Source organism: Bradyrhizobium symbiodeficiens (assembly GCF_002266465.3).
Taxonomy (GTDB): Bacteria; Pseudomonadota; Alphaproteobacteria; order Rhizobiales; family Xanthobacteraceae; genus Bradyrhizobium; species Bradyrhizobium symbiodeficiens.
Genome location: NZ_CP029427.2, coordinates 2,975,559 through 2,996,886, shown reverse-complemented (window position 1 = coordinate 2,996,886; position 21,328 = coordinate 2,975,559). Strand labels below are relative to the sequence as shown.

General features: G+C 64.5%; 19 protein-coding genes and 1 pseudogene. 7 read left to right on the top strand and 13 right to left on the bottom strand.

Annotated features, from left to right (window positions below; genetic code table 11):
- Positions 1-13 precede the first annotated feature (13 nt).
- On the top strand, positions 14-391 hold the full coding sequence (locus CIT39_RS13650) for a response regulator transcription factor (RefSeq protein ID WP_094974828.1): 378 nt from the start codon (positions 14-16) through the stop codon (positions 389-391).
- A gap of 469 nt (positions 392-860) precedes the next feature.
- Here the strand turns inward: CIT39_RS13650 and CIT39_RS13645 are convergent, their stop codons facing one another.
- The 9 genes and pseudogenes from CIT39_RS13645 to CIT39_RS13605 all read right to left on the bottom strand — a co-directional run bounded on the left by CIT39_RS13645 (position 861) and on the right by CIT39_RS13605 (position 8,854).
- Positions 861-1,796, bottom strand: coding sequence for an acyltransferase domain-containing protein (locus tag CIT39_RS13645; protein ID WP_094974829.1), 936 nt, complete (start codon positions 1,794-1,796; stop codon positions 861-863).
- A 9-nt stretch (positions 1,797-1,805) separates the two neighbouring features.
- Complete coding sequence (locus CIT39_RS13640) at positions 1,806-2,756, bottom strand: AEC family transporter (RefSeq protein ID WP_094974830.1); 951 nt, start codon at positions 2,754-2,756, stop codon at positions 1,806-1,808.
- A complete protein-coding gene (mdcB, locus tag CIT39_RS13635; protein WP_094974831.1) occupies positions 2,753-3,631 on the bottom strand; it encodes a triphosphoribosyl-dephospho-CoA synthase MdcB in 879 nt (292 codons plus the stop codon). The genes CIT39_RS13640 and mdcB overlap by 4 nt, the downstream gene beginning before the upstream one ends.
- Entirely contained in the window at positions 3,628-4,308 is a 681-nt protein-coding gene (mdcG, locus tag CIT39_RS13630) for a malonate decarboxylase holo-[acyl-carrier-protein] synthase (protein ID WP_094974832.1), read from the bottom strand. Before mdcG ends, mdcB begins: the two co-directional genes overlap by 4 nt.
- Positions 4,283-5,005 (bottom strand): annotated as a pseudogene (gene mdcE / locus CIT39_RS13625) (biotin-independent malonate decarboxylase subunit gamma). The gene mdcG and the pseudogene mdcE overlap by 26 nt, the downstream one beginning before the upstream one ends.
- Positions 4,992-5,930, bottom strand: a complete 939-nt coding sequence (locus tag CIT39_RS13620) for a biotin-independent malonate decarboxylase subunit beta (RefSeq protein WP_162308492.1) — start codon at positions 5,928-5,930, stop codon at positions 4,992-4,994. Before CIT39_RS13620 ends, mdcE begins: the two are co-directional and overlap by 14 nt.
- Complete coding sequence (mdcC, locus tag CIT39_RS13615) at positions 5,927-6,244, bottom strand: malonate decarboxylase acyl carrier protein (RefSeq protein ID WP_094974834.1); 318 nt, start codon at positions 6,242-6,244, stop codon at positions 5,927-5,929. Before mdcC ends, CIT39_RS13620 begins: the two co-directional genes overlap by 4 nt.
- 9 nt (positions 6,245-6,253) lie before the next feature.
- On the bottom strand, positions 6,254-7,900 hold the full coding sequence (mdcA, locus tag CIT39_RS13610; protein WP_094974835.1) for a malonate decarboxylase subunit alpha: 1,647 nt from the start codon (positions 7,898-7,900) through the stop codon (positions 6,254-6,256).
- A gap of 168 nt (positions 7,901-8,068) precedes the next feature.
- Positions 8,069-8,854, bottom strand: coding sequence for an alpha/beta hydrolase (locus CIT39_RS13605; RefSeq protein ID WP_094974836.1), 786 nt, complete (start codon positions 8,852-8,854; stop codon positions 8,069-8,071).
- A 179-nt stretch (positions 8,855-9,033) separates the two neighbouring features.
- Between CIT39_RS13605 and CIT39_RS13600 the strand changes: the two genes are divergently transcribed.
- Positions 9,034-9,492, top strand: coding sequence for a hypothetical protein (locus CIT39_RS13600; RefSeq protein ID WP_244607575.1), 459 nt, complete (start codon positions 9,034-9,036; stop codon positions 9,490-9,492).
- An 80-nt stretch (positions 9,493-9,572) separates the two neighbouring features.
- Here CIT39_RS13600 and CIT39_RS13595 read toward each other — a convergent pair whose 3' ends face one another.
- Positions 9,573-10,118: a hypothetical protein gene (locus CIT39_RS13595; protein WP_181955154.1), complete on the bottom strand. Its 546-nt coding sequence runs from the start codon at positions 10,116-10,118 to the stop codon at positions 9,573-9,575.
- A gap of 39 nt (positions 10,119-10,157) precedes the next feature.
- Between CIT39_RS13595 and CIT39_RS13590 the strand changes: the two genes are divergently transcribed.
- The 4 genes from CIT39_RS13590 to CIT39_RS13575 all read left to right on the top strand — a co-directional run bounded on the left by CIT39_RS13590 (position 10,158) and on the right by CIT39_RS13575 (position 16,465).
- The gene (locus CIT39_RS13590; RefSeq protein ID WP_094974837.1) at positions 10,158-11,330 is read left to right on the top strand and encodes an efflux RND transporter periplasmic adaptor subunit; all 1,173 of its coding nucleotides are present in this window, start codon (positions 10,158-10,160) and stop codon (positions 11,328-11,330) included.
- Complete coding sequence (locus CIT39_RS13585) at positions 11,327-14,470, top strand: efflux RND transporter permease subunit (RefSeq protein ID WP_094974838.1); 3,144 nt, start codon at positions 11,327-11,329, stop codon at positions 14,468-14,470. Before CIT39_RS13590 ends, CIT39_RS13585 begins: the two co-directional genes overlap by 4 nt.
- On the top strand, positions 14,457-14,873 hold the full coding sequence (locus tag CIT39_RS13580) for a thioesterase family protein (protein WP_094974839.1): 417 nt from the start codon (positions 14,457-14,459) through the stop codon (positions 14,871-14,873). The genes CIT39_RS13585 and CIT39_RS13580 overlap by 14 nt, the downstream gene beginning before the upstream one ends.
- 101 nt (positions 14,874-14,974) lie before the next feature.
- Positions 14,975-16,465 (top strand): PAS domain-containing sensor histidine kinase, encoded by a 1,491-nt coding sequence (locus tag CIT39_RS13575; RefSeq protein WP_094974840.1) that lies wholly within the window; start codon positions 14,975-14,977, stop codon positions 16,463-16,465.
- On the opposite strand, the gene CIT39_RS13570 is transcribed toward CIT39_RS13575, so the two are convergent.
- Complete coding sequence (locus CIT39_RS13570) at positions 16,412-18,703, bottom strand: FdhF/YdeP family oxidoreductase (protein ID WP_094974841.1); 2,292 nt, start codon at positions 18,701-18,703, stop codon at positions 16,412-16,414. The genes CIT39_RS13575 and CIT39_RS13570 overlap by 54 nt on opposite strands.
- 248 nt (positions 18,704-18,951) lie before the next feature.
- Between CIT39_RS13570 and CIT39_RS13565 the strand changes: the two genes are divergently transcribed.
- On the top strand, positions 18,952-20,199 hold the full coding sequence (locus tag CIT39_RS13565; protein ID WP_094974842.1) for an oxalate decarboxylase family bicupin: 1,248 nt from the start codon (positions 18,952-18,954) through the stop codon (positions 20,197-20,199).
- 83 nt (positions 20,200-20,282) lie between these two features.
- On the opposite strand, the gene CIT39_RS13560 is transcribed toward CIT39_RS13565, so the two are convergent.
- Both CIT39_RS13560 and CIT39_RS13555 read right to left on the bottom strand, forming a co-directional pair.
- Positions 20,283-20,723 (bottom strand): formate dehydrogenase accessory sulfurtransferase FdhD, encoded by a 441-nt coding sequence (locus tag CIT39_RS13560; protein ID WP_162308491.1) that lies wholly within the window; start codon positions 20,721-20,723, stop codon positions 20,283-20,285.
- A gap of 46 nt (positions 20,724-20,769) precedes the next feature.
- Complete coding sequence (locus CIT39_RS13555) at positions 20,770-21,270, bottom strand: Dps family protein (RefSeq protein ID WP_162308490.1); 501 nt, start codon at positions 21,268-21,270, stop codon at positions 20,770-20,772.
- Positions 21,271-21,328 lie beyond the last annotated feature (58 nt).

Here is a 21,328-nt window from a genome sequence, read left to right as displayed (position 1 = left end):
GGATTGTGCGCTCATGGCCAAAACCCCGGTGATTGCGATCGTAGACGACGACGAGGGCGTTCGCACCTCGCTTGCGAGCCTCGTGCGCTCGATCGGCTACGAAGCCCAGGCCTACGCATCCGGCATGGACTTCCTGCGGCAGGCACCGGGAGACGATCCCGCGTGCATGATCGCCGACGTCCAGATGCCTGTTATCTCCGGCGATGAGTTGCAGGCCCGGCTGGTTGCCGCCGGCCGCCATTTCCCGATCATCTTCATGACGGCGTTTCCGAGCGAAAACGTGCGCCAGCGTGTGATGGCCGCAGGCGCGCATTGCTATCTCGGCAAGCCCTCCAGCGGTGACGAGATCATTCGCTGCCTCGAAGAGGCGCTGGCAGGCCACGCGCCGTAGTCCGCAAGAGGGCTCTCCTCCCAACCCGACGTACATTCCGGCAAACAGGTTGGTGGACCGGAAATACCGGTGAGCCCGGCAAACCTCCACTCGGTTCGATTTCACGACATTCCGAGACGGCCCTCGCCGGGGTGCCCACGCGCTGGCGCCGCGCCAGCCGGAACGCGTCGACTTCATCCAGGCTCTCAGGCAGCAATCCGGCTCCGGCTCGCAAGGCCGTGTCTTGGGTGCGGCCCGCAGACTTCTCGTGAATCATGCGAAATGAGAAACAGAAGGGGTTCGTGAAATACTTTGGCTGCGGGATCGGCGATGCTGTGCGTGTTGGGTGACTGAGACCCCCACGTCACCGCTCGAGCCTCCCTCCTCCCTGGGCATACGAGCATCTCAGGGCCGTCCTCCCCCAAAGGACGGCCCCTTTTTTCGACCGCGCAGCGCGATCGACGGAGGCCCCTGTTCGGACCAGCCGACGTTAGGCGCCGAGGTGACGCGCAATCCAACCGCGGACGCCCTCAAGACTCCTGAAATCGTCCAGTGAGCGCGCCGGAAATCCGGGCTCGATGTACGCAACCATCTTGCTCAGCGCCTGTCCCGGCCCAAGCTCGAGAAAGGTCGTGGCGCCCGCCTCGAAGCAGCTCTCCAGGCAATTTGCCCATTGCACGGTTTGCGATATCTGCGCGGCGAGTTTGTCGAGGCCTATCTCGGCGGAGACGACCGTCGCGCCATCGATACCGCTCACGATGCGCGCGCCGGCGGCCGGCGGAAACGTGACCTGCGCCGACCGCAACACCTCGCGAAACGCGGCCGACGCTTCGACGAGCCGTTCAGTGTGGGAAGCAACCTCGACCGGCAGATCGACGACCATTGCCGCGTGCGTTGCCCTCGCGCTTGCTGCGATCGCGTTCAAAGCCCCCCGGCTGCCGCCGATCACGAAGGCGTCGCCCGGATTGATGATGGCGATCGCCGCGCCAAAGCGCCTGCAGAGGCGGTCGACGTCGCCACGTGAAAGTCCGCGCACGAAGATCAGCCCATCACCGGCGCGCGTGGCGGCGTCCATGGCCTCCGCACGGCGCGCGACGAGGTCGAGCGTGACGGTCGCTTCGAACACCCCCGCACCCCAGGCCGCGACCTCACCGACGCTATATCCGGCGTTGATGGCGCCATGTGGAATGGCACCCTTGAGCGCAGCCATGGCGGCCAGTGCCTGCAAGGTACACAGGATCTGGCTGGCACGGTTGCGATGCAGGGCCTCATCGGGCTCGCTGCGCACGAAATCGCGCGGATCCCTGCCCCCCAGCAATGTCGCCGCATGTGCAAACAGGTGCGCGGCTTCCGGTGCATCGCCGGTGAGAGCGAACATCTCCCGGTGCTGCCTGCCTTGGCCCGAGCACAGGATCGCAAGTGTCATTGCTGCCGCCTAATTCGGAAAGAGCATTGCGATCGCAATCGCCAGGGTCACGACGCTGACTCCGGTGCTCGCAATGACCATGGATCCGGCCCTGGCGGAATCCAGCCGGTAGTTGACGGCGAACAAGATTCCGAAAAAACCAGAAGGTACCGCGGCGAGCAGAATGGCCGTTTTCGCGGCATCCGGGGCGACCGGAATGGCGCGAATGACCGCAACAGCCAGCAGCGGGCGGACGATGTCCGAGGCCACCGTCGCAGCCGTGATCGTCCAATCCAGCCGAAACGATTGTGCCGACAGAATGGCTCCGGTGAGGAACAGGGCGACGCCGGCGGCCGAACTTCCGATCAGCGCGAGGCTGGCATGGGCCAGTGCGCCAAGGCTCACATCCGACAACGAGAACACGATGCCAAGCGCGGGCGCCAGCACCACCGGCTTGGTGATCGCACGCCGGACTGACGTCAGGACCTGCCGTGCCGCCAGTTCCTCGCCATGCGCCTTGGCGGCGCCCATTTCCGCTATGATTAGCGTCAGCGGACTGATCAGGATCGAGCCCGCCGCCAACGCAACGGCAACCGGGACGGTGCCGGTTGGCCCCACGACCGACGTCATGATCGGAAGGCCCACACCGGCGAGATTCGGAAAGCCGATCGTCAGCGCCTGCAATGACGCCTCCGACCGGGACACCTTGGATAAGCTGCGTGCAGCGAAATACCAGGCGAGGTAGAGCAGCAGAATCGTCACGCCGAGCACCAGGAAAAGCGGGACCTGCTCGATCATCTCGCGGCGCGACGCCGAGGCGGTCGCGGCGAACAGCGAGGCCGGCAACGCAAAGTCCATCACGAGCGCATTGAGAGCATCGACATGGAGATTGTCAACGACATGAAACTTGCCGGCTGCATACCCCAAAAGCAGAACGAAGAAGACCGGCACCAGCGCCATCAGGATCGCATTGGACATCACCGGGCCGCTCTCTCATGGGCATCGACGAACAGCGCCATGGCAAGCAGGTCAGCCGAACCACCCGGGCTGAGGCGGCGGACGACGAAGCTTTCGTGGATCGATTGCGCGCGCGGACGCCAGCCGTCCGCGCGGACGCCGCCGGCGTCGATGAAGCTCTGCGCCGCGTCATGCGCGAAGCGGAGGCCATCGAGCCCGCCGCGATGCAGGAGGTTGGTGTCTTCGACAGATGCGATCAGGGCAAAGCACGCCTCGACCCGGGCGGCTTCCAAATCCTGTAGCGCGGCAGTCGCTCTCCGCAGGGCCGGCAAGCCGATCCGGTACACGCTCGGAAATCCCGTCGCGGCCTCGATACGCGCACCGCCCGCGCGAAACCGGCGTCGGGCCACGCTGCCATGGCTGTGCAGCAGCACCGGACCATCGAGTATGCTGTCGCCCCACAGGCGCGCCACGACAGCGCCAAGCGGAAGCCCGGGATCGACCAACCCGCCGGCTTTCGCGCCGGCCGCCGCGCACAGCAGGCCGAGCCCGAAGATCGCGCCACGGTGCGTGTTGATTCCCGAAGTCGCAGCGAACATGGCGCGCTCTGCCTCAAGCCCGATGATCCGCAGCCGTCCCATACCGCAGCCAAGCGCGCCTGCGTCGGCCAGGCGTTGCAGACAGGGCCTGATGGCCGCAGCACTGCGACGAAACGTGTTCGCATCCATGTCATCGTGACTGCCATTGTCGACATGGCTCACCAAGCCCGGCTTCGGCCAGGTTTCGAGCTCCTTGACCAGGCAATCTGCGGCGACGGCACCGATGGCGGAGACATCGGGCGCGATCTGCGCCCGATGCGGATGTCGCCGTTCCACGCCTCTTGCGGCGGTGGTGATCATGATCCCATCGCTCCCGAAATGAATTGATCCCTGCCGAGCAGGGCCGCGCGCTCGATGCTCTTGACCAGAATCTCGTCGGCGCCGCCGTGGAATTCGCGCCAGTTGACCGCAGCGCCGTCGGCACCCATCAGTTCGCCATCAAGCCGCATTGGCGCGCCGGTCTCGATCGCGGCGACTTCGGCGACGAAACGATCGACGTCAGTTTCGCCTTGAACCTCGAACAGGATATCGAGGTCGGAACGGCCGGTGACGTAGTCAAGCCCGGTCAACGACTGCCAGGCCAGGCTGCCGAACACGCGCGCGTCCACCGCATGACGAAGCGCCAGTTCATCGAGCCGGTCGAGCGTCAGCCACCAACTGCGTGGCGCGTAAGCCCGCGCCTGCCGCAGCGACGGCGGCCTTGCAACGGAGGCGACGTGGTCGATATCAACCACAAGGGAGATACGCTTCTTGCCGGCCGAGGGCGGTAAGGGCAGGCCGAGCGCGAGGCCGGTTGCCTCGCTTGGCAAAGCGCGCCGCCTGATCGTTGGCCATCGCATTTTGGGCCAGCGCGCGACCAACACATCGGTTGCGAGATCGCCGCGCGAGTCCAGTATCGCACGCCACCCATCAGGGCTGACGAAGACGAGGTCGTGACGACCAGGTTGACGTTCACTGTGCTTGCAAGGCGAGGTCATGAACGCGCTCCGCGATCTCGGTGGCCTTCAGCCGGCCGCCACGCTCCTTGCCGAGCGCATCCCGCCGGTCGTGCACGGCCGGCATATCGGCCAGCAGCGCCTCCAACTGATCGGCGAGCGAACTGGCATTGCTCCACATCATGTGAACAGCGCCCATCTGCGCGAGATTGGACAGACCCGGCGCGAACACCGGCGTCGATCTCGCCTTCTCCTGCAGGGCCTCCATCGACAGCTTGGTGACCTTCGCCATCGACGGCAGGTCCATCACCGCGGGATCGGCCCCAGGCAGTCCGACCAATACGCGCGTCGCAAGACCCGTCGCAAGCAGCGCGCCTGCGGCCGAGTGGCCGTATAGAAGACCGATGGTCGGGCGACCGTGCGTGTCGCATGGATCAGCACCTTCGCCAGATGCGCGAGGAACTCGTTCAGCCCGAGCAGCTCGTCACGCTTGCTCATGCGCTGGCTGTCGCTGTCGACGAGCACCAGGATCGGTCCGGAGTCCCGGCCGATCGACTCAAGGACGTGGCCCGACAGCTTGATCGCTTCATCGACGCCTAGCGGCGTCCGGTCTGCAACACCAAGCACGAGCATCCCGCCGCCGGTTCGCAGCCTCGCCGAGCCGAGGATGACGCCCTTGTCGTTCCCTCACCTCGTGGCCGTCAGGAAAGAGCGATGCGATGATATCATCGAGCGTCACGCCTGGTCCTCCCGATCCGGTTGGCAAGGGCAATGAACTGGTCGGCCGGCAACTCGGGGATGGCTTGAGCATCCGCGATACCTTCCGCCGTCCAGATGTCCACGGCATCACCGCAGGCACCGAAGCTACGCAGCCGGTCGGCAAGCCGCTGCTGTTCGGCCTTCAGCCTGTCGAGACCGAACGATCCGGCCAAAGCGAGCAATTCGAGCGCGGCCTCGCGAAAGTCCTGCACCGTATCGTCGGCGAACACATCGGCGGCGCCGAGCAGACGACGGTGCTTGCCGCCCATGGTGCGCCAGACCAAAGCGCGGTCGCGGGAGTCGAACTCTTCGACGCCGCGGTTGGTCTCGATCACCTCGGGGCCCGACACGGCGATGCGCCCCGGCTCCGATACGGCAAGCGCAGAGCAACAGCCTGCGATGAGACCACCGCCGCCATAGCATCCAGATCTGCCGCCGATCAGACCGATGACCTTCACGCCGGCGGCACGGGCTTCCATCACAGCACGCATGATCTCGGCGATGGCAAGCTCACCGGCATTGGCTTCCTGCAACCTGACGCCGCCGGTATCGAGCAGGATCAGGACGGGGATCGAGCCGATTTGGCGCGCAGCGCGGAGCAGCCCTGTCAGCTTGGCGCCGTGCACCTCGCCGAACGCGCCGCCCATGAAACGGCCCTCCTGAGCCGCGAAGAACACGGGCGAGCCGTCGAGGCGGCCGTGACCGACGACGATGCCATCGTCGAACTGCTCGGGAAGATCGAATATCTTCAGATGCGGACTGACCTCGCGCTGCTCGGGCCCGATGAACTCGACGAGGCTACCGACATCGAGCAGCAGCTCCAGCCGCGTGCGAGCCGACGCCTCGTAGAAGCTGGTGCCGCGGGCCCGTTCGGCCGGAGTGATGTCCTTGAGCGGAGCAGTCATTGGCCCTCCCCCGCGATCAATCGCACCGCCTGCGCCAACCGGAGCGAGACCGTATCGGGACGCGCGCCGCCGTCGTTGATCGAGAACTTCAGCCCGCCAGGAGAATAATGCTCGACGAAATCCCCGATCACGGCACTCCATATCTCGCCGAAGCCCATCGCCGCGGTCCTGATATCGACCACGCATTCCGCATCCGGCAAAACGCGCTCCACCAGCACTTCCAGATTGCCCGAGGCAACTACGCCGACAATCGCAGTTCGCCTGGCACCGCTTGCGCGGGCGCGAACCGGGTGTCGAAAGCTGAGATCTTCCATGGCGCGTCCTCACCAGTTCCTGAATTTCGACGGGGGTGCGTACAAGCCGCCTGACCAGCGCACGAGATCCTTGATCGAGCGCGCCGCCAGCAGGCTGCGATCCGCATCGAGCGGATTGATGCCGAGATCGTCCGGCCGGCGGATCACGCCGCGCTCGCGAAGGCGCGAGATAATGCCATGGTCCCGCCGACGGCCGGGGTCGGTGTAGCCGGCAACGCCGCGGATGGCCTGCTCGCGCTCCTGCGCGGTGCGGCACATCAAGAGATTTGCGATGCCTTCCTCGGTGACGATGTGCGTGACGTCGTCGCCATAGATCATGACCGGCGCAAGATCGAGCTTCAGCTTCTCCGCAAGCTCGATCGCATCGAGTTTCTCGACGAACAGCGGCACGTTCTTGTCGCCGAAAGTCTCACCGATCTGCACCACCAGCTTGCGGCCGCGGCGTAGCGGCGCCGGACTGTCGGGATCGGCCTCCGCTCCGGCCTTCAGCCAGGGCTCGCTCGGATGACGCCGCCCGCGGGCATCCGCCCCCATGTTCGGAGCGCCACCGAAGCCCGCGATGCGCGAGGTGGTGATGGTCGACGAATTCCCCTGCAGATCGATCTGCAGGGTGGAACCGATAAACATGTCGCAGGCATAGAGCCCGGCGGTCTGGCAGAAGGCGCGGTTGGAACGCAGCGAGCCGTCGGGACCGGTGAAATAGACATCGGACCTGGCCCGGATGTAGTCGTCCATGCCGACCTCCGAGCCGAACGAGTGGATCTGCCGCACCCAGCCGGACTCGATGGCGGGAATGAGTGCGGGATGCGGATTCAACGCGAAGTGCGTCGCGACCCTGCCTTTCAGCCCCAGCCTCTCGCCGAATGTCGGTAGCAGGAGCTCGATCGCGGCGGTGCTGAAGCCGATGCCGTGATTGAGGCGCTGCACGCCATAGGGCGCGTAGATGCCCTTGATCGCGAGCATCGCGGTCAGGATCTGGCCTTCCGTGATCGCGGCGGGATCGCGCGTGAACAACGGCTCGACGAAGAACGGCTTGTCGGCCTTGACGATGAAGTGGACGCGGTCCGCCGGGATGTCGACCCGCGGGACGGTGTCGACGATGTCGTTGACCTGGGCGATCACGACGCCGTCCTTGAACGCCGTCGCCTCGACCACGGTCGGGGTGTCCTCCGTGTTCGGGCCGGTGTAGAGATTTCCCGCGTGGTCGGCGCTGACGGCGGCGATCAGGGCGACGTGCGGCGTGAGGTCGATGAAGTAGCGGGCGAACAGTTCGAGATAGGTATGAACCGCGCCAAGTTCGATCTTGCCGCCGAACAACATACGCGCGATCCGCGCCGATTGGGGCCCGGAATAGGCATAGTCGAGCCGCTTGGCGACGCCGCGGTCGAACAGGTCCAGATGTTCGGGCAGAACGACACCCGACTGCACCATGTGCAGATCGTTGACCTTTGACAGGTCGACCGCCAGCAGCGCGCGACTGAGCAGATCGGCCTGCTTCTGGTTGTCGCCTTCCAGGCAGATCCGATCGCCCGGCCGGACCACGGCCTCGAACAGGCGCGTCACGTCTTGGGCTGCCACGACCTTGCCACGGGCGAGCGCAGAGCCTGCGGCAATGCGGGCGTCACGCGTGGCGCGGTTGTTCTGCCAGCTCGTCATAGCCATTGCTCCTCGGCGCGCCTAAGGTCACGGACCGGTCCGCGTCTCGCGCTGGTCATCTCGATCACGTTCATGAAACACTTCGGGGAAGTCAGGCCGGCGGAAGTGTTGTCTCTCCCGCCGGCCTTCCCTTCGCCGGCCGTGCGTCAGGACCGGCAAGATACGTGACTAGCGCGCAGCCTGTTGATCAATGCTGCGCGCGGCGCGAGTGATCACAGTTGCGACTTCCTTCGGATGCGACTCGAAGACCGAGTGGCTGGCGCCGGGGATGACGGTGATCTGGCTCTTGGCGCGCTCATAGTACCAGCGCTCGAGATCCGGATTGATGATCTGGTCGCTACCGGCCACGACGCCCCAGCTCGGCTTGGTCTTCCATGCGGCCGCAGTGAGCGGCGTGCTGAAGACCTGCGCCGCAGCCGGGACTTGCGAGCGAGCGACGAACTCGGCGCGCTCACGCGGCAGATCGGGCGCGAACAGTTTCGGGAATTGCACGGGATCGAGATAGGTGAACTTGTCGGGGGTGACCTTGATGACGCCCTCGGTCTTGCCGAGCACGCTCGGCGTCTTCTTGCCCAGCGCCGATTCATCTTCGCCGACCTCGGGCGCGTGCGCGGCGACGTAGACGAGACCGACGACGTTGGGATGGACTCCGGCTTCAGTGATGATGGAGCCGCCATAGCTGTGGCCGACGAGGAGTGTCGGACCGTCCTGTTGATCGAGAATGCGCTTCGCCGCCGTGACGTCGTCGGCGAACGACGTCTCGGGCTCCTGCACCATGGTGACGCGGAAACCCTCCTTGGTGAGGATCTCATAGACCGGCTTCCAGCCGGACGCATCCACCCAAGCCCCGTGCACCAGGACGATGTTCTTCAGGGGTTCTGCGCGTGCGGGAGCAACGGTCGCGAACAGATAGAGAGCGGCGGCAAAGGCCAGACCAGCGTTGGGGTGCTTCATGTCGGGATTACTCCGGGTTGGAATGACGCGACACTAGTTCCGCCGCTGGCCTGCGTATTTCGGCAAGCAACGGCCCTTGCCACTTCGCACGCCGAAAACTGCTCGTCACAACGGCGGCCACTCGCACATCCTCCGGACGCGACCTACTTAGGCCGTGCACTTCGAGCGGAGCAGATGCCATGCGTGCGGAGAGTCACGACGTCGCGAAGACCAGAACTGCCATCGTCTTCCGCAGAAGCCACAGGTCGAACCGATCGACGATGGCGCAGGGATCGACAATGACACCGAATTCACTCATCCGGATCGCAGCTGCCCTTATAGTCCTCCTGAATGCGGCAACTCCGGTCCATGCAGCGTCCTGCGAGGATTCGATCGGGCGTGTCCAGGCACAGCTGGACGCCGCCATTGAGAAGAATGCAGACGCAAATGGCTGGAGTCCGGAGAGCCTCGAGGCACTACGCGGTGATCAGCCCACGCCGCGATCTCTGGCGCAAGCGGAAGGCGCAAGGGGAGCGCATCTTCGGCTCGCGCTCGATGCCCTCGATCGCGCGCGGGCGGCGGACGGTTCCGGCGACATCGCCAGGTGCCGCCGCGAGCTGTCCGAGGCGACGCTACTGCTCCAGCAGGCGCCACAATGATTCCGGAGGGGATGCCTTTGCGATCGTGCGGCCAGACAGCGGGACGTGCGTTCAGGGAATACCGGCACGCCGGCCGTTCCCTATCGTTCCGCGCAATGAAGGAATCCGGAGCAGCCCATGCGAGAACAGCCCTCCTCGAACAGGTCCAAATACCGCCGGTTTACATCGATGCTTCTGGGTGCGGCTCTTGCATTTAGCCTGATATGGCTGCCCGCCGCAGCGGTTATTGCGCAAACGGCACTGCCGACGATGCCACCATCGATCGGAATGCTCTCGACCTCGCCGCTCAACATGGGTTCGACACGGCCTGAAGGCATTCCGCTGGGCTCGACTGAAATTGCAACGCCGGGCGTATCTCCGATCACGCCATTGCAAGGCACGACGAACTGCGCCGCATCAGGCAATCCCGGATCATCGGGAGCCCTGTTCGACGGCGGCGGCCTCTCCGGAAGCTCGTCACTTGCCTGCCCCAACGGCTTGACGACCCAGTCAGCCTTGCCTCCCTCGACATCGACAGTCGGAAGCGTCGGGATTCCGCTCGGATCCACCGAGCTCGGCGGCGCCGGAATCAGTTCGTTCGTGCCGGTGCCCGGCCCCGACTCCGTGGGCAGCACGAGTTCAATCAACGGCTCCGGCAATCCCGGAGATCAAGGAGGATCATCGCCGTGAAACGGAGCCTCACCATTGCACTCGTTGCTCTCGCCGCAATCGTGATCGGCGGAGGCTTCTGGCTTTTCGGTGGCGACAAGAAGCCGATCGTCACCGCCGCGCCGCTGCCCGCCGCCGTGCCAGTGGTTGCTGCCACCGTCACCGGCAAGGATGTTCCGATCTATCTGCGCGGCATCGGCACGGTGATCGCCTACAACACCGACGTGGTGCGCAGCCAGATTCAGGGACAGATCGTCAAGATCGCGTTCACCGAGGGCCAGACCGTCAAAGCCGGCGACCTGCTCGCCCAAATCGATCCTCGTCCTTACGAGGCACAGATCGAGCAGTTGACGGCGAACCGCGACCGGGACCAGGCGCAGCTCGTGAACGCCGAGGCCAATCTTTCTCGCTACAATCAGCTCGGCGACAAGGGTTATGCGACCCCGCAACTGATCGAGACGCAGACGGCGCAGGTGGCGCAGCTCAAGGCCGCCGTGAAGGCCGACGAGGCGCAAATCGATCAGGCCAATGTCCAGCTCAGCTACACGCGCCTGACGTCGGCGATCCCCGGCATCACGGGTGTCCGCCAGATCGACGTCGGCAATGTGATTCATCCGACCGATCCGAACGGTCTGGTCGTCGTCACCCAGATCGAACCGATCTCGCTGCTGTTCACCCTGCCGCAGGCGGATCTGCCCGCAATCCAGGAGCAGGCCGCGAAGGGAGCGCTGAAGGTCATCGCCTACAGCCAGGACAACAAGATGAAGCTCGATGAGGGCACGCTGCTGCTGGTCAACAACGAGATCGCGGGGACCACTGGCACCGTCCAGCTCAAGGCGGTGTTCCCGAACCATGAGCACCGGCTATGGCCAGGGCAGCTGGTGAACGCGCGCCTGCTGCTGGAGACCCGCAAGGATGCCCTGACGGTGGCGGGATCGGCAGTTCAGCAAGGTCCGAACGGCAGCTATGTCTACGTCGTGTCTGCCGATCAGACAGCTACCTTGCGCCCCGTTCACGTGGTCGAGATCAGCGACGGACAGGCCCTGATCGATCGGGGCTTGAAATCGGGCGACGTCGTCGTGGTCGATGGCCAGTATCGGTTGACCGAAGGAAGCCGCGTCAGAGAACTGCACGGCAAGGCGGCACGCGAAGCCGATCTGCAAAGCGCCGTGCAGGACGCGCTCCCATGAACCTCTCCGCGCCCTTCATCCTGCGGCCGATCGCGACTGCCCTGCTGATGGCCGGCTTGCTGTTGTGCGGCCTTGCGGCCTATCCGCTGCTGCCGGTCGGCGCGCTGCCGAACGTCAACTACCCGACCATCCAGATCTCGGCGCAACTGCCTGGCGCCGACCCCGGCACGATCGCGTCGTCCCTGGCCACGCCGCTCGAACAGCAGCTCAGCCAGATTCCCGGCATCACCCAGCTCACCTCGTCCAGCGCACTCGGCGTGGCACAGCTCACAGTGCAGTTCGAGCTGTCGCGCACGGTCGACAGCGCCGCGGTCGACGTGCTGGCCGCGATCAACGCCGCGAGCCCCTTCCTGCCGCCGAACATCCCCTACCCGCCGACGATCAGGAAGGTCAACCCGGCCGAGACGCCGATCATGCTGATCGCGCTGACGTCGGACTCATTACCGCTGACCACGGTCGACGCCTACGCGGAGAACATCCTGCTGCCGAAGATCTCGCAGGTGCCGGGCGTGGGCCTGGTCGGCATCGGCGGCCAGCAGAAGCCCGCAATCCGTGTCCGCGTCAATCCGCAGGCGCTCGCCGCCCGCGGCATCGGCCTCGAAGACGTCCGCAACGTGATCGCCGGCGCCAATGTCGATTTGCCGAAGGGCACGCTCAACAGCCCGCGCGTCACCTATACGTTGAACACCAACGATCAACTGCTCAAGCCCTCCGCCTATGAGGACCTCATCATCGCCTACCGCAACGGCTCGCCGGTGCGCATACGCGATATCGGCACGGCGATCGAAGGACCCGAGAACGACCTGCTGGCCGGCTGGTACGGCAAAGAGCGCGCCATCATTCTGGCAGTCCAGCGCGTGCCCGGTGCCAACGTGATCCAGACCGTCGACCGGATCAAGAAGCTGCTGCCGCAGCTGCAGGCCTCCGTTCCGCCGGCGATCAAGGTGACGATCGCCGCCGACCGAACCGCCACCATCCGCGCCGCGGTCTCCGACGTCCAGTTCACCCTGATGCTGACGGTCGCATTGGTGGTAATGGTCATCTTCCTGTTCCTGCGGAATTTCTGGGCCACCGTCATTCCGGCGATCACGGTTCCACTGGCGCTGATCGGCACGTTCGCGGTTCTCTACGTGCTCGGCTACAGCCTGGACAATCTCTCGCTGATGGCGCTGTCGATCGCGGTCGGCTTCGTGGTCGACGATGCCGTCGTGGTCATCGAGAACATCGTACGCCATCTCGAGCAGGGCATGACGCCGATGGAAGCGGCGCTCAAGGGCTCCAGCGAGATCGGCTTCACCATCGTCTCCATCACCCTGTCGCTGATCGCGGTGTTCATCCCGCTGTTCCTGATGGGCGGCTACGTCGGCAAGCTGTTCCAGGAATTCGCAGTCACGATCACCGCCGCGCTGCTGCTGTCTCTGGTCATCTCGCTCACACTGACGCCGATGATGTGCGCGCGGCTGCTGAAGGACCAATCGCGGAAGACACACGGCCGGCTCTATCTCGCCTTCGAACGGGGATTCGATGCCCTGCTTTCACTCTATGCGAGAGGCCTGCGGATCGTTCTGCGCCATCGCTTCGTGACGCTGCTGGTGATGCTCTCGACCATCGCGCTGACCGGCTATCTGTACGTGATCATCCCGAAAGGTTTCTTCCCGCAGCAGGACACCGGGCAGATCGTCGGGATCACCGAGGCTGCCCAGGACATCTCCTTCCCCGCGATGTCCGAACGTCAGCAGGCGATCGTCGGCATCCTCTCGAAAGATCCGGCGATCCAGTCGGTGGCGAGCTATATCGGTCCGGGCGGACCGACGGCAACGCTCAATCAGGGACGCATCTTCATCGTCCTGAAGCCGAAGCCCGAGCGCAAGGCCAGCGCCGATCAGGTGATCGAGCGGCTGGGGCCCCGGCTGGCCCACATCCAGGGCATCAGGCTTTACATGCAGGCTGCCCAGGACATCACCATCGGCGCACGGCTGTCGAAGACGCAGTATCAATACACGCTGACGGACGCAGATTCCAACGAGCTCACCAACTGGTCGGCGACCTTCCTGGCAAAACTCCGCGCGCTCGACCTCATCACCGACGTCGCGAGCGACCAGGCCAATGCCGGTCCGAGGCTCGAAGTCACCGTCAATCGGGAAGTCGCCTCCAGCTTCGGTATCCTGCCGACGACGATCGACAACGCCCTCGACGACGCCTTCGGCCAGCGCATCGTCTCCACCATGTTCACCTCGCTGAACCAGTATCACGTCGTGATGGAGGTCGATCCGAAGTTTCAATACGGACCCGAGGCGCTCAAGGACATCTACCTGAACTCGGCTGGCGGCCAGCAGGTGCCCCTGAGCACGCTGGTCCACGCCGTCATCAAGCCTGCGCCCATCCTGATCAATCACCAGAGCCTGTTTCCCTCGGTCACGATCTCGTTCAACCTGCGGCCCGGCGCAGCGCTCGGCGATGCGGTGACGGCGGTCCAGAAGATCGAGAAGGAGATCGGTAAGCCCGCCTCGCTGTCGACATCGTTCCAGGGCAATGCGCAGGCCTTCCAGTCCTCGCTGTCGGGCACGCCGCTGTTGATCGGGGCGGCGCTGATCGTGATCTACATCATTCTCGGCGTGCTCTATGAGAGCCTGATCCATCCGATCACGATCCTGTCGACGCTGCCTTCGGCCGGCATCGGCGCGCTGCTGCTGCTACTCGCCGTCCATATGGATCTCAGCGTCATCGCCATCATCGGCATCATCCTGCTGATCGGCATCGTCAAGAAGAACGGCATCATGCTGGTCGATTTCGCTCTACAGGTGGAACGCGAGCACGGGCTCAGCCCGGAAGAGGCGATCTACCAGGCCTGCACGCTGCGCTTCCGCCCCATCCTGATGACGACGATGGCCGCGCTGCTCGGCGGCGTGCCGCTGATGCTCGGCACCGGTACCGGCGCGGAGTTGCGCCAGCCGCTCGGCTACACCATCGTCGGCGGCCTGATGTTCTCGCAGATCCTGACGCTCTACACCACGCCCGTGGTCTATCTCTATCTTGACAAGCTCGGCAACTGGTTCACCGGGCGCAAGCCGCGGGCGGCCGCGACATCCACTCTCTCGACAACCGGGGCAGATACGGAACTGAGCCATGAATCCGCTTGAGAAGGTGACCGCCGGCATGACCGCCGACAAACTGGTGGCCGTCACGCCCGAGATGACGGTCGGCCACGTGATACCAGGCATGCCGGCGGTCTACGGCACGCCGATGATGATCCTGCACATGGAAATGGCCGCCGGATCGGCGGTGCAGCCGTTCCTGCCCGCAGGCCATGTGAGCGTCGGGATGATGGTCAACATCCGCCACCTCGCCGCAACGCCGGTCGGCCGCACGGTGCGCGCAATCGCGCGGGTGATCGCGGTCGAGGCCAAGAGCGTGCTGTTCGAAATCGAGGCCTGGGACGGCGGCCGCAAGATCGGCGACGGCACGCACCGGCGCGGCGTAGTCGATGTCGCCGAGTTCGAGCGGCGGTTCGACGTGACAAGATCAACAGCAGAGATGGCCTAGCCTCGCGGCCGGCGAGCAGCCGATCGCGACCTCGTGCGCTTTGACAAAGGACCTGTCAGATTGCAAAAGACGACTCTTCAACGTCGAATTAGACATTTCGTATGACGCTCGAACGCCTGGATGGCTCCACGCCCGTAAAGCCCCAGCGATGGTGGCGCCGTGTGCTCCCAGGCTGGCCCATGCGGCATCGCGCTCCACTGTGGGCGTGGGGTAGTGTTGCCCTGAGCTTGTTGTCGTTCACGTCTTCCCTGCTCGGCTTCAATTTCACATCGATCGCATTCGCCGCCTCGATAGCGGCTTCGCTCGTGGTGATCAGCCTGACGCTCACCGCCCGGAAGAAGGCCCATACCGAGCTGGAGCGGAGCGAGCAGCGATATCGCCATCTGTTCAGCCGCATGCCGATCGCATTCCATCAGCTCGACGCCAGCAGGCTGGTCGTGCTGTTCCGGAAATTGCGCCGCGAAGGGGTCAAGGACCTCGGCCCCTATTTCGATAGCCATCCCGAGTTCCTCCGGACCTGCATGGACGCGCTCTCGTTTCAGGAGGCCAACGAACGGGCCGTCCAGATGTTCGGAGGCGGCGTCAGCGGCTATGTCGGACCATCCATGGCCGAGACCTGGAAGGAACGTCCCGATACGTTCCGGCGGGCCATGGAGTCACGTTATGGCGGTGAGACGAACTTCGAGGAAGAGACCCAGATGGTCACCTGGGACGGCCGTGTCGTCGACGTCCTCTTCACGACGGCCCGCGTCGGCCCCATCAACGACCTCGAAATCAGCCTAGTCGGCACCATCGACATCTCACAGCGTGTTCGCGCGCAGCAGAAGCTCCAGCAGGTCCGGGCCGAGTTCGCGCATGCCGCGCGCGTCTCGATGCTCGGCGAGCTCACCGCCTCGATCGCGCACGAGGTCAACCAGCCGCTGGCCGCCATCGCAACCAGCGGCGCGGCCGGGCTGCGGTGGCTGAACAGGCCTACGCCCGATATCGTCGAGATCCGCAAGACCATCGAGAACATCGTCGTGGATGCCCAGCGCGCCGCGAACATCGTGGCGCGCGTTCACGGGATGGCTTCCCGGAAAGCGCCCGAGCAGGCATCCCTGTCGTTCGACGAGATCATCCGCGAAGCGCTTCTCTTCCTGCGACACGAGATGGAATCCCGAAGCGTGAGCATTCTGCACCAACCCGATCCGAGCGCGCCACAGGTGCTCGGTGACCGCACCCAGCTCCAACAGGTGATCGTCAACCTGGCCATCAACGCGGTGCAGGCGCTGTCACAGGCTGGATATGGCGATCGCAGAATCGTCATCAGCACGATCACGCAAGACGCGGCCACGCTGTGCTGCTCCGTGGAAGACAACGGTCCCGGCATTGCCGCCGAACATCTCGATCGGCTGTTCGAAAGCTTTTTCACGACCAAGGACAATGGGATGGGCATGGGACTACCGATCTGCCGGTCGATCGTCGAAGCGCACGGCGGTCGGATCGGCGCCGAAGGCCATGGCGTCAATGGCGGCGCCCGCTTCTGGTTTACGCTGCCGCTATCCCCCGGGAGCAGCCGAACGCACCAGGCGGATCGGGACGCCCTTGTATGACGGCGTAAAGCTGAGCGGGTCGCGGCCATAGAGCGGAACCAACGGATTGGTCTCCGGATAGTAGGCCGCGCAGCAGCCAGTCGGAAAAGAATAGGCTACGACGCGGAAGTTGCGCACGATCCGCTCGGCGCCGTCGGTCGAGGCGGTGATCAGGTCGACGCGATCGCCATCGGCAAGCCCGCGCTTCCTCAGCTCGTATTCGTTGAGGAAGATCACGTCGCGCTGGCCGACAACGCCGCGATAGCGATCGGACATCGAGTAGAGCGTGGTGTTGTACTGATCGTGGCTGCGTATGGTGGTGAGCCAGAGCGAATCGGGATCGCTTTCCGGCGGGTCTTCGCCGCAGCCCGGGAAGACCAGGAAGTTCGCCTTGCCCGAGGGGGTCGCCCAGATGCGCTCGCGTGCGGTCGAGGTGAGATGGAAGCCGCCGGGGACGCGGATGCGGGCATTGTAGCCCTGGAATATCGGGAACACGGCCTCGATCGCATCGCGGATGCGATCGTAATCGGCAACGAAGCCGTCCCAGTCGACCACCGTACGCTCGCCCAGCGTCGCCTTGGCGACGCCGGCGACGATCGCGACCTCGCTGAGCAGGTGCTCCGATGCCGGCTTGTTGCGGCCGCCGGATGCATGCACCATCGACATCGAATCCTCCACCGTGACCGACTGCGGCCCCGATGCCTGCACATCGACTTCGGTCCGTCCGAGGCACGGCAGGATCAGGGCGGCGCGGCCGTGGATCAGGTGGCTGCGGTTGAGCTTGGTCGAGACGTGGACGGTCAGATCGAGCTTGCCAAGCGCCGCCCGGGTCGCCTGCCAATCCGGAATGGCCGCGGCAAAATTGCCGCCCATCGCGAAGAAGGCCTTCACCTCGCCGCGGATCATGGCTTCCAGCGCGGTGACCACGTTGTGTCCCGGCGCGACCGGAGGCTTGAAACCGAAGCGTTGCTCCAGGCGTGCGAGGAAATCCGCCTTGGGGACCTCCGTGATCCCCACGGTACGGTCGCCCTGCACGTTGGAATGGCCGCGAACCGGGCAGACGCCGGCGCCTTCGCGCCCGACATTGCCGCGCAACAATGCGAGGTTCGCGATCTGCTGGACGTTGTTCGCGCCGCGCCAGTGCTGGGTGATGCCCATGCCGTAGACAAGGATGGCGCGTTCAGCCTTCATGTAGGCGCCAGCGGCATATTCCATGTCCTCGCGCGTCAGGCCGGACTGACGTTCGATATCAGGCCATTGCGTGCGCTTGAGATCGTCGATCAGCGCTTCGACGCCGACGGTGTGACCGCGAATGAAATCCCAATCCAGGATCTCCGGCTGCTCGGCGGCGCGGGCGGCATCGTCCGCCTCGACCACGATCTTCATGATCCCCTTGAGAACGGCGACGTCGCCGCCGACCCGGACCTGGAAGAGTTTTGAGCTGATCGGCGTCGACGACAGCGTGATCATCTCGACCGGGCTCTGCGGTGCCTGGAAACGCTCCAGCGCCCGCTCTCGGAACGGGTTGAATGAGATGATCGATGCGCCGCGGCGAGCCGCGTTGCGCAGGCTCGTCATCATCCGTGGGGTGTTGGTGCCCGGATTCTGGCCGAAGATGAAGATGCAATCGGCCTTGTCGAAATCCTCCAGCAACACGGTGCCCTTGCCGACGCCGAGCGAGTACGGCAGGCCGACGCTGGTCGCCTCATGGCACATGTTCGAGCAATCGGGGAAATTGTTGGTGCCGTATTCGCGCACGAAGAGCTGATAGAGGAAGGCGGCTTCGTTCGAGGTCCGCCCGGATGTGTAGAACTCCGCCATGTTCGGATCGGGCAAGGCCCGAAGCTCCCGACCGATCATGTCGAACGCTTCGCTCCACTCGACCGGGAGATAGCGATCGGATGCGGAATCGTAAGCCACCGGATGGGTGAGCCGCCCGACCATTTCGAGATCGTAATCGTTCCAGCCCGCGAGCTCCGTGACGGTATGCTCGGCGAAGAATTCGGGGGTGCAGCGCTTCGATGTCGTCTCCCAGGCGATCGCCTTGCCGCCGTTCTCGCAGAATTCGAATGACGAGGTGTGCTTCGGGTCGGGCCAGGCGCAGCCGGGGCAATCAAAACCCTCCGGTTGATTCATCCGGCTCAGCGTCGCTGCGGCCTTCAGCGGCGCCCTCTGCACCAGAAGCGCCTCGCTGAGCGCCTTGAGTGCGCCCCAGCCGCCGGCGGGTCCACCATAGGGACGAACCGATTTCGTGGTCATCTCGACATCTCTCGATCTTGTGCTTCTTCGCGGTAGTTAAGGATCGCGCGGGCAGAGCCGTCTTTTCAAAACGAAACCGAATTTCGCAATTGCACACGTCCGGACCGGGATGGTCGGCCGCAGCAGCCATGCATTCCGGCAAAAGCAGCGCCGTTCTCGGAAGCTGAAACGACAAGCGGAAACTAGGGTTGACGGTTGGAGCCCCGTCGCTACGGAGGGCTTTCGACATTTTTCAGGAGCGACCCCAGATGTTTTCACGACGTGATTTGCTGGCCATGTCCGCGGCAGGCGCCGCCATGGTCGGCTCGAGTGCGCAGGCCGCAACCTTCGGCAACCCGGACGAGCCGCCGCAAGGTGCCGTCAACGCCAAAAGCCCCGGCAGCCTGACCGATCCCGGTCCGCAAAACCCTGAATTGGCCAAGCAATTCCCCTCCGCACAAACCCCGCCGGCGACCGACGTAGGCGGCCAGCCGATGGATTGGGCCTCGTTCAACAATGCGCCGAGGCGCATCCAGAATGGCGGCTGGGCACGGCAAGTCACCGTCGCGGATTTCGCCATCTCGAAAGAGATCTCCGGCGTCAACATGCGGCTGTCCGCCGGCGGCATCCGCGAGCTGCATTGGCATCAGGCGGCCGAATGGGCGATCATGACCTACGGCAGCTGCCGCATCACCGTGCTCGACACGCAGGGGCGCCCCTATGTCGGCGACCTCAAGGCCGGCGACCTCTGGTATTTCCCGTCGGGCGCGCCGCATTCACTGCAGGGACTGGGTCCCGACGGCTGCGAATTCGTGATCTGCTTCGACGACGGCCACGCCAATGAGTTCAACACGCTGCTGGTGACGGATTGGCTTGCCCATACGCCGCCCGAGGTGCTGGCGAAGAACTTTGGCGTGCCGGCCGACGCCTTCGCCAAGATCCCGCTGAACAATCTCTGGATTTTCCAGGGGACGCTGCCCGGCGATCTCGCTGCCGATCGCGCCGCAATCGCCAAGCATGCGGAGGCACCGCCCTATCCGTTCATCCATTCGCTCGGCAGTTCGGCGCCGGTGAAGGAGAGCTCCGCCGGCAGCATCCGCGTCGCCGACAGCAGCAACTTCAAGGTATCCACCACCATCGCCGCGGCACTGGTGACGATGCCGCCGGGAGCGGTCCGGGAGATGCACTGGCATCCGAACGCCGACGAGTGGCAGTACTACATCAAGGGCAAAGCGCGCATGACGGTGTTCGACACCGGCCCGAACGCGCGGACGACGGATTTCGCAGCCGGCGACATCGGCTATGTCCGGCGCAATCTCGGCCACTATGTCGAGAATGTCGGCGACACCGAGCTCCAGTTCATCGGCGTATTCCGTGCGCCGCGCTACGAGGAGGTCTCGCTCTCCAACTGGCTGACGCACACGCCGCCCAAGCTCGTCGCCCAGCACTTCAACATCGACGAGAAGCTGGTCGCTCAATGGCCGGACAACGGCCCCGGCATCATGCCCAAATCCTGAAGCAAGCCCATATGGGGCCGGAACGAGAAAGGTGCCGAAGCCGGCACCTTTCCTTTTGTCCGTGGTTCGCGCCGTACGGCGATCTACAGCGATCTGCCGAGGAGGAAGGCCGCGAGCGGCAGGAGATGGGACAGCGCCCGCTGCCATTGCCCTGATAGCGCATGGATCCCGAGGAAAACGTCGTTGGCGGTCTGCGAACTCGCGAACACGCCGAGCGACAACCATGCAGCCAATGTCGACGCGCGGTCACCATCGAGCCACATCCGGACTTCCATGCCGAGCTCGTTCGAGATCAACTCGATGCTCCCGATCTCGCTTGCGCGGCCGATGATCCCTTCGGTGAGACTGAAGCCGACGCCGAAATCCTCGAGGTCAGCCGGCGTCCCCATCATCACCGCATGAGTCGATCCGTTGTAGGTGAGCGCGACGGCGCTCTCCTCGGCCACCAATCGCGATGTCGGTGTGGTGCGGCCGCCGCGCCAGGCGATCTCCCGGTGCCGGGTGAATGTCGAGCCCCCCATCATGGCTCACCCCCCTCGCAGCGATCGGCCGCATGAACACACTTAATCCTTACGAATTCGGACCGCTTCGGCCGGTCTCGTAGAGGAACCAGACCCGCCGCTCCGTCTCGTCGATCCAGTTTTCCAGCAGGCTCGCGGTCGCGACATCGCCGTGTTCGTCGCAGAGCTCGTGGACCCGGCGCATCTCCCGCGTCAGTTGCTGATTGTCACCGCGGAGCTCGGCGAGCATGTCCTGCGGATCGACATAGTCGGCATCGTTGTCGAGAATGCGCTGCTCGCGCGCGATCTGGCCGATCGAGCGCAGAGCCGTTCCGCCGATCTTGCGCGACCGCTCGGCAATATCGTCGGTCATGGCAAAGATCTGCTCGGCCTGCTCGTCGAGCATCAGGTGATAGTCGCGAAAGTGCCGGCCCGACACGTGCCAGTGAAAGTTCTTGGTCTTCAGGTACAGCGCGAAAACGTCAGCCAGCAACGCTCTCAGCGCGGCTGGGATATCCCGGTTCGCATTGGCCCCAAGATCCGTCGGGGTCTGGATATCGGCTTTCGTCATGATCGTCATCCTTGTTGGAGATTGAAGAACTTCGGCCGCGCGCTTCGCCGGCGCATGA

Bases quoted from the DNA above. Each gene is read 5' to 3' on its own strand.
- CIT39_RS13650 (WP_094974828.1), top strand. From the start codon at position 14: ATGGCCAAAACCCCGGTGATTGCGATCGTAGACGACGACGAGGGCGTT.
- mdcA (WP_094974835.1), bottom strand. From the start codon at position 7,900: ATGACGAGCTGGCAGAACAACCGCGCCACGCGTGACGCCCGCATTGCC.
- CIT39_RS13555 (WP_162308490.1), bottom strand. From the start codon at position 21,270: ATGACGAAAGCCGATATCCAGACCCCGACGGATCTTGGGGCCAATGCG.
- CIT39_RS13620 (WP_162308492.1), bottom strand. From the start codon at position 5,930: ATGACTGCTCCGCTCAAGGACATCACTCCGGCCGAACGGGCCCGCGGC.
- mdcC (WP_094974834.1), bottom strand. From the start codon at position 6,244: ATGGAAGATCTCAGCTTTCGACACCCGGTTCGCGCCCGCGCAAGCGGT.
- mdcB (WP_094974831.1), bottom strand. From the start codon at position 3,631: ATGATCACCACCGCCGCAAGAGGCGTGGAACGGCGACATCCGCATCGG.
- mdcG (WP_094974832.1), bottom strand. From the start codon at position 4,308: ATGACCTCGCCTTGCAAGCACAGTGAACGTCAACCTGGTCGTCACGAC.
- CIT39_RS13575 (WP_094974840.1), top strand. From the start codon at position 14,975: ATGACGCTCGAACGCCTGGATGGCTCCACGCCCGTAAAGCCCCAGCGA.
- CIT39_RS13560 (WP_162308491.1), bottom strand. From the start codon at position 20,723: ATGATGGGGGGCTCGACATTCACCCGGCACCGGGAGATCGCCTGGCGC.
- CIT39_RS13565 (WP_094974842.1), top strand. From the start codon at position 18,952: ATGTTTTCACGACGTGATTTGCTGGCCATGTCCGCGGCAGGCGCCGCC.
- CIT39_RS13600 (WP_244607575.1), top strand. From the start codon at position 9,034: ATGCGTGCGGAGAGTCACGACGTCGCGAAGACCAGAACTGCCATCGTC.
- CIT39_RS13605 (WP_094974836.1), bottom strand. From the start codon at position 8,854: ATGAAGCACCCCAACGCTGGTCTGGCCTTTGCCGCCGCTCTCTATCTG.
- CIT39_RS13580 (WP_094974839.1), top strand. From the start codon at position 14,457: ATGAATCCGCTTGAGAAGGTGACCGCCGGCATGACCGCCGACAAACTG.
- CIT39_RS13585 (WP_094974838.1), top strand. From the start codon at position 11,327: ATGAACCTCTCCGCGCCCTTCATCCTGCGGCCGATCGCGACTGCCCTG.
- CIT39_RS13645 (WP_094974829.1), bottom strand. From the start codon at position 1,796: ATGACACTTGCGATCCTGTGCTCGGGCCAAGGCAGGCAGCACCGGGAG.
- CIT39_RS13570 (WP_094974841.1), bottom strand. From the start codon at position 18,703: ATGACCACGAAATCGGTTCGTCCCTATGGTGGACCCGCCGGCGGCTGG.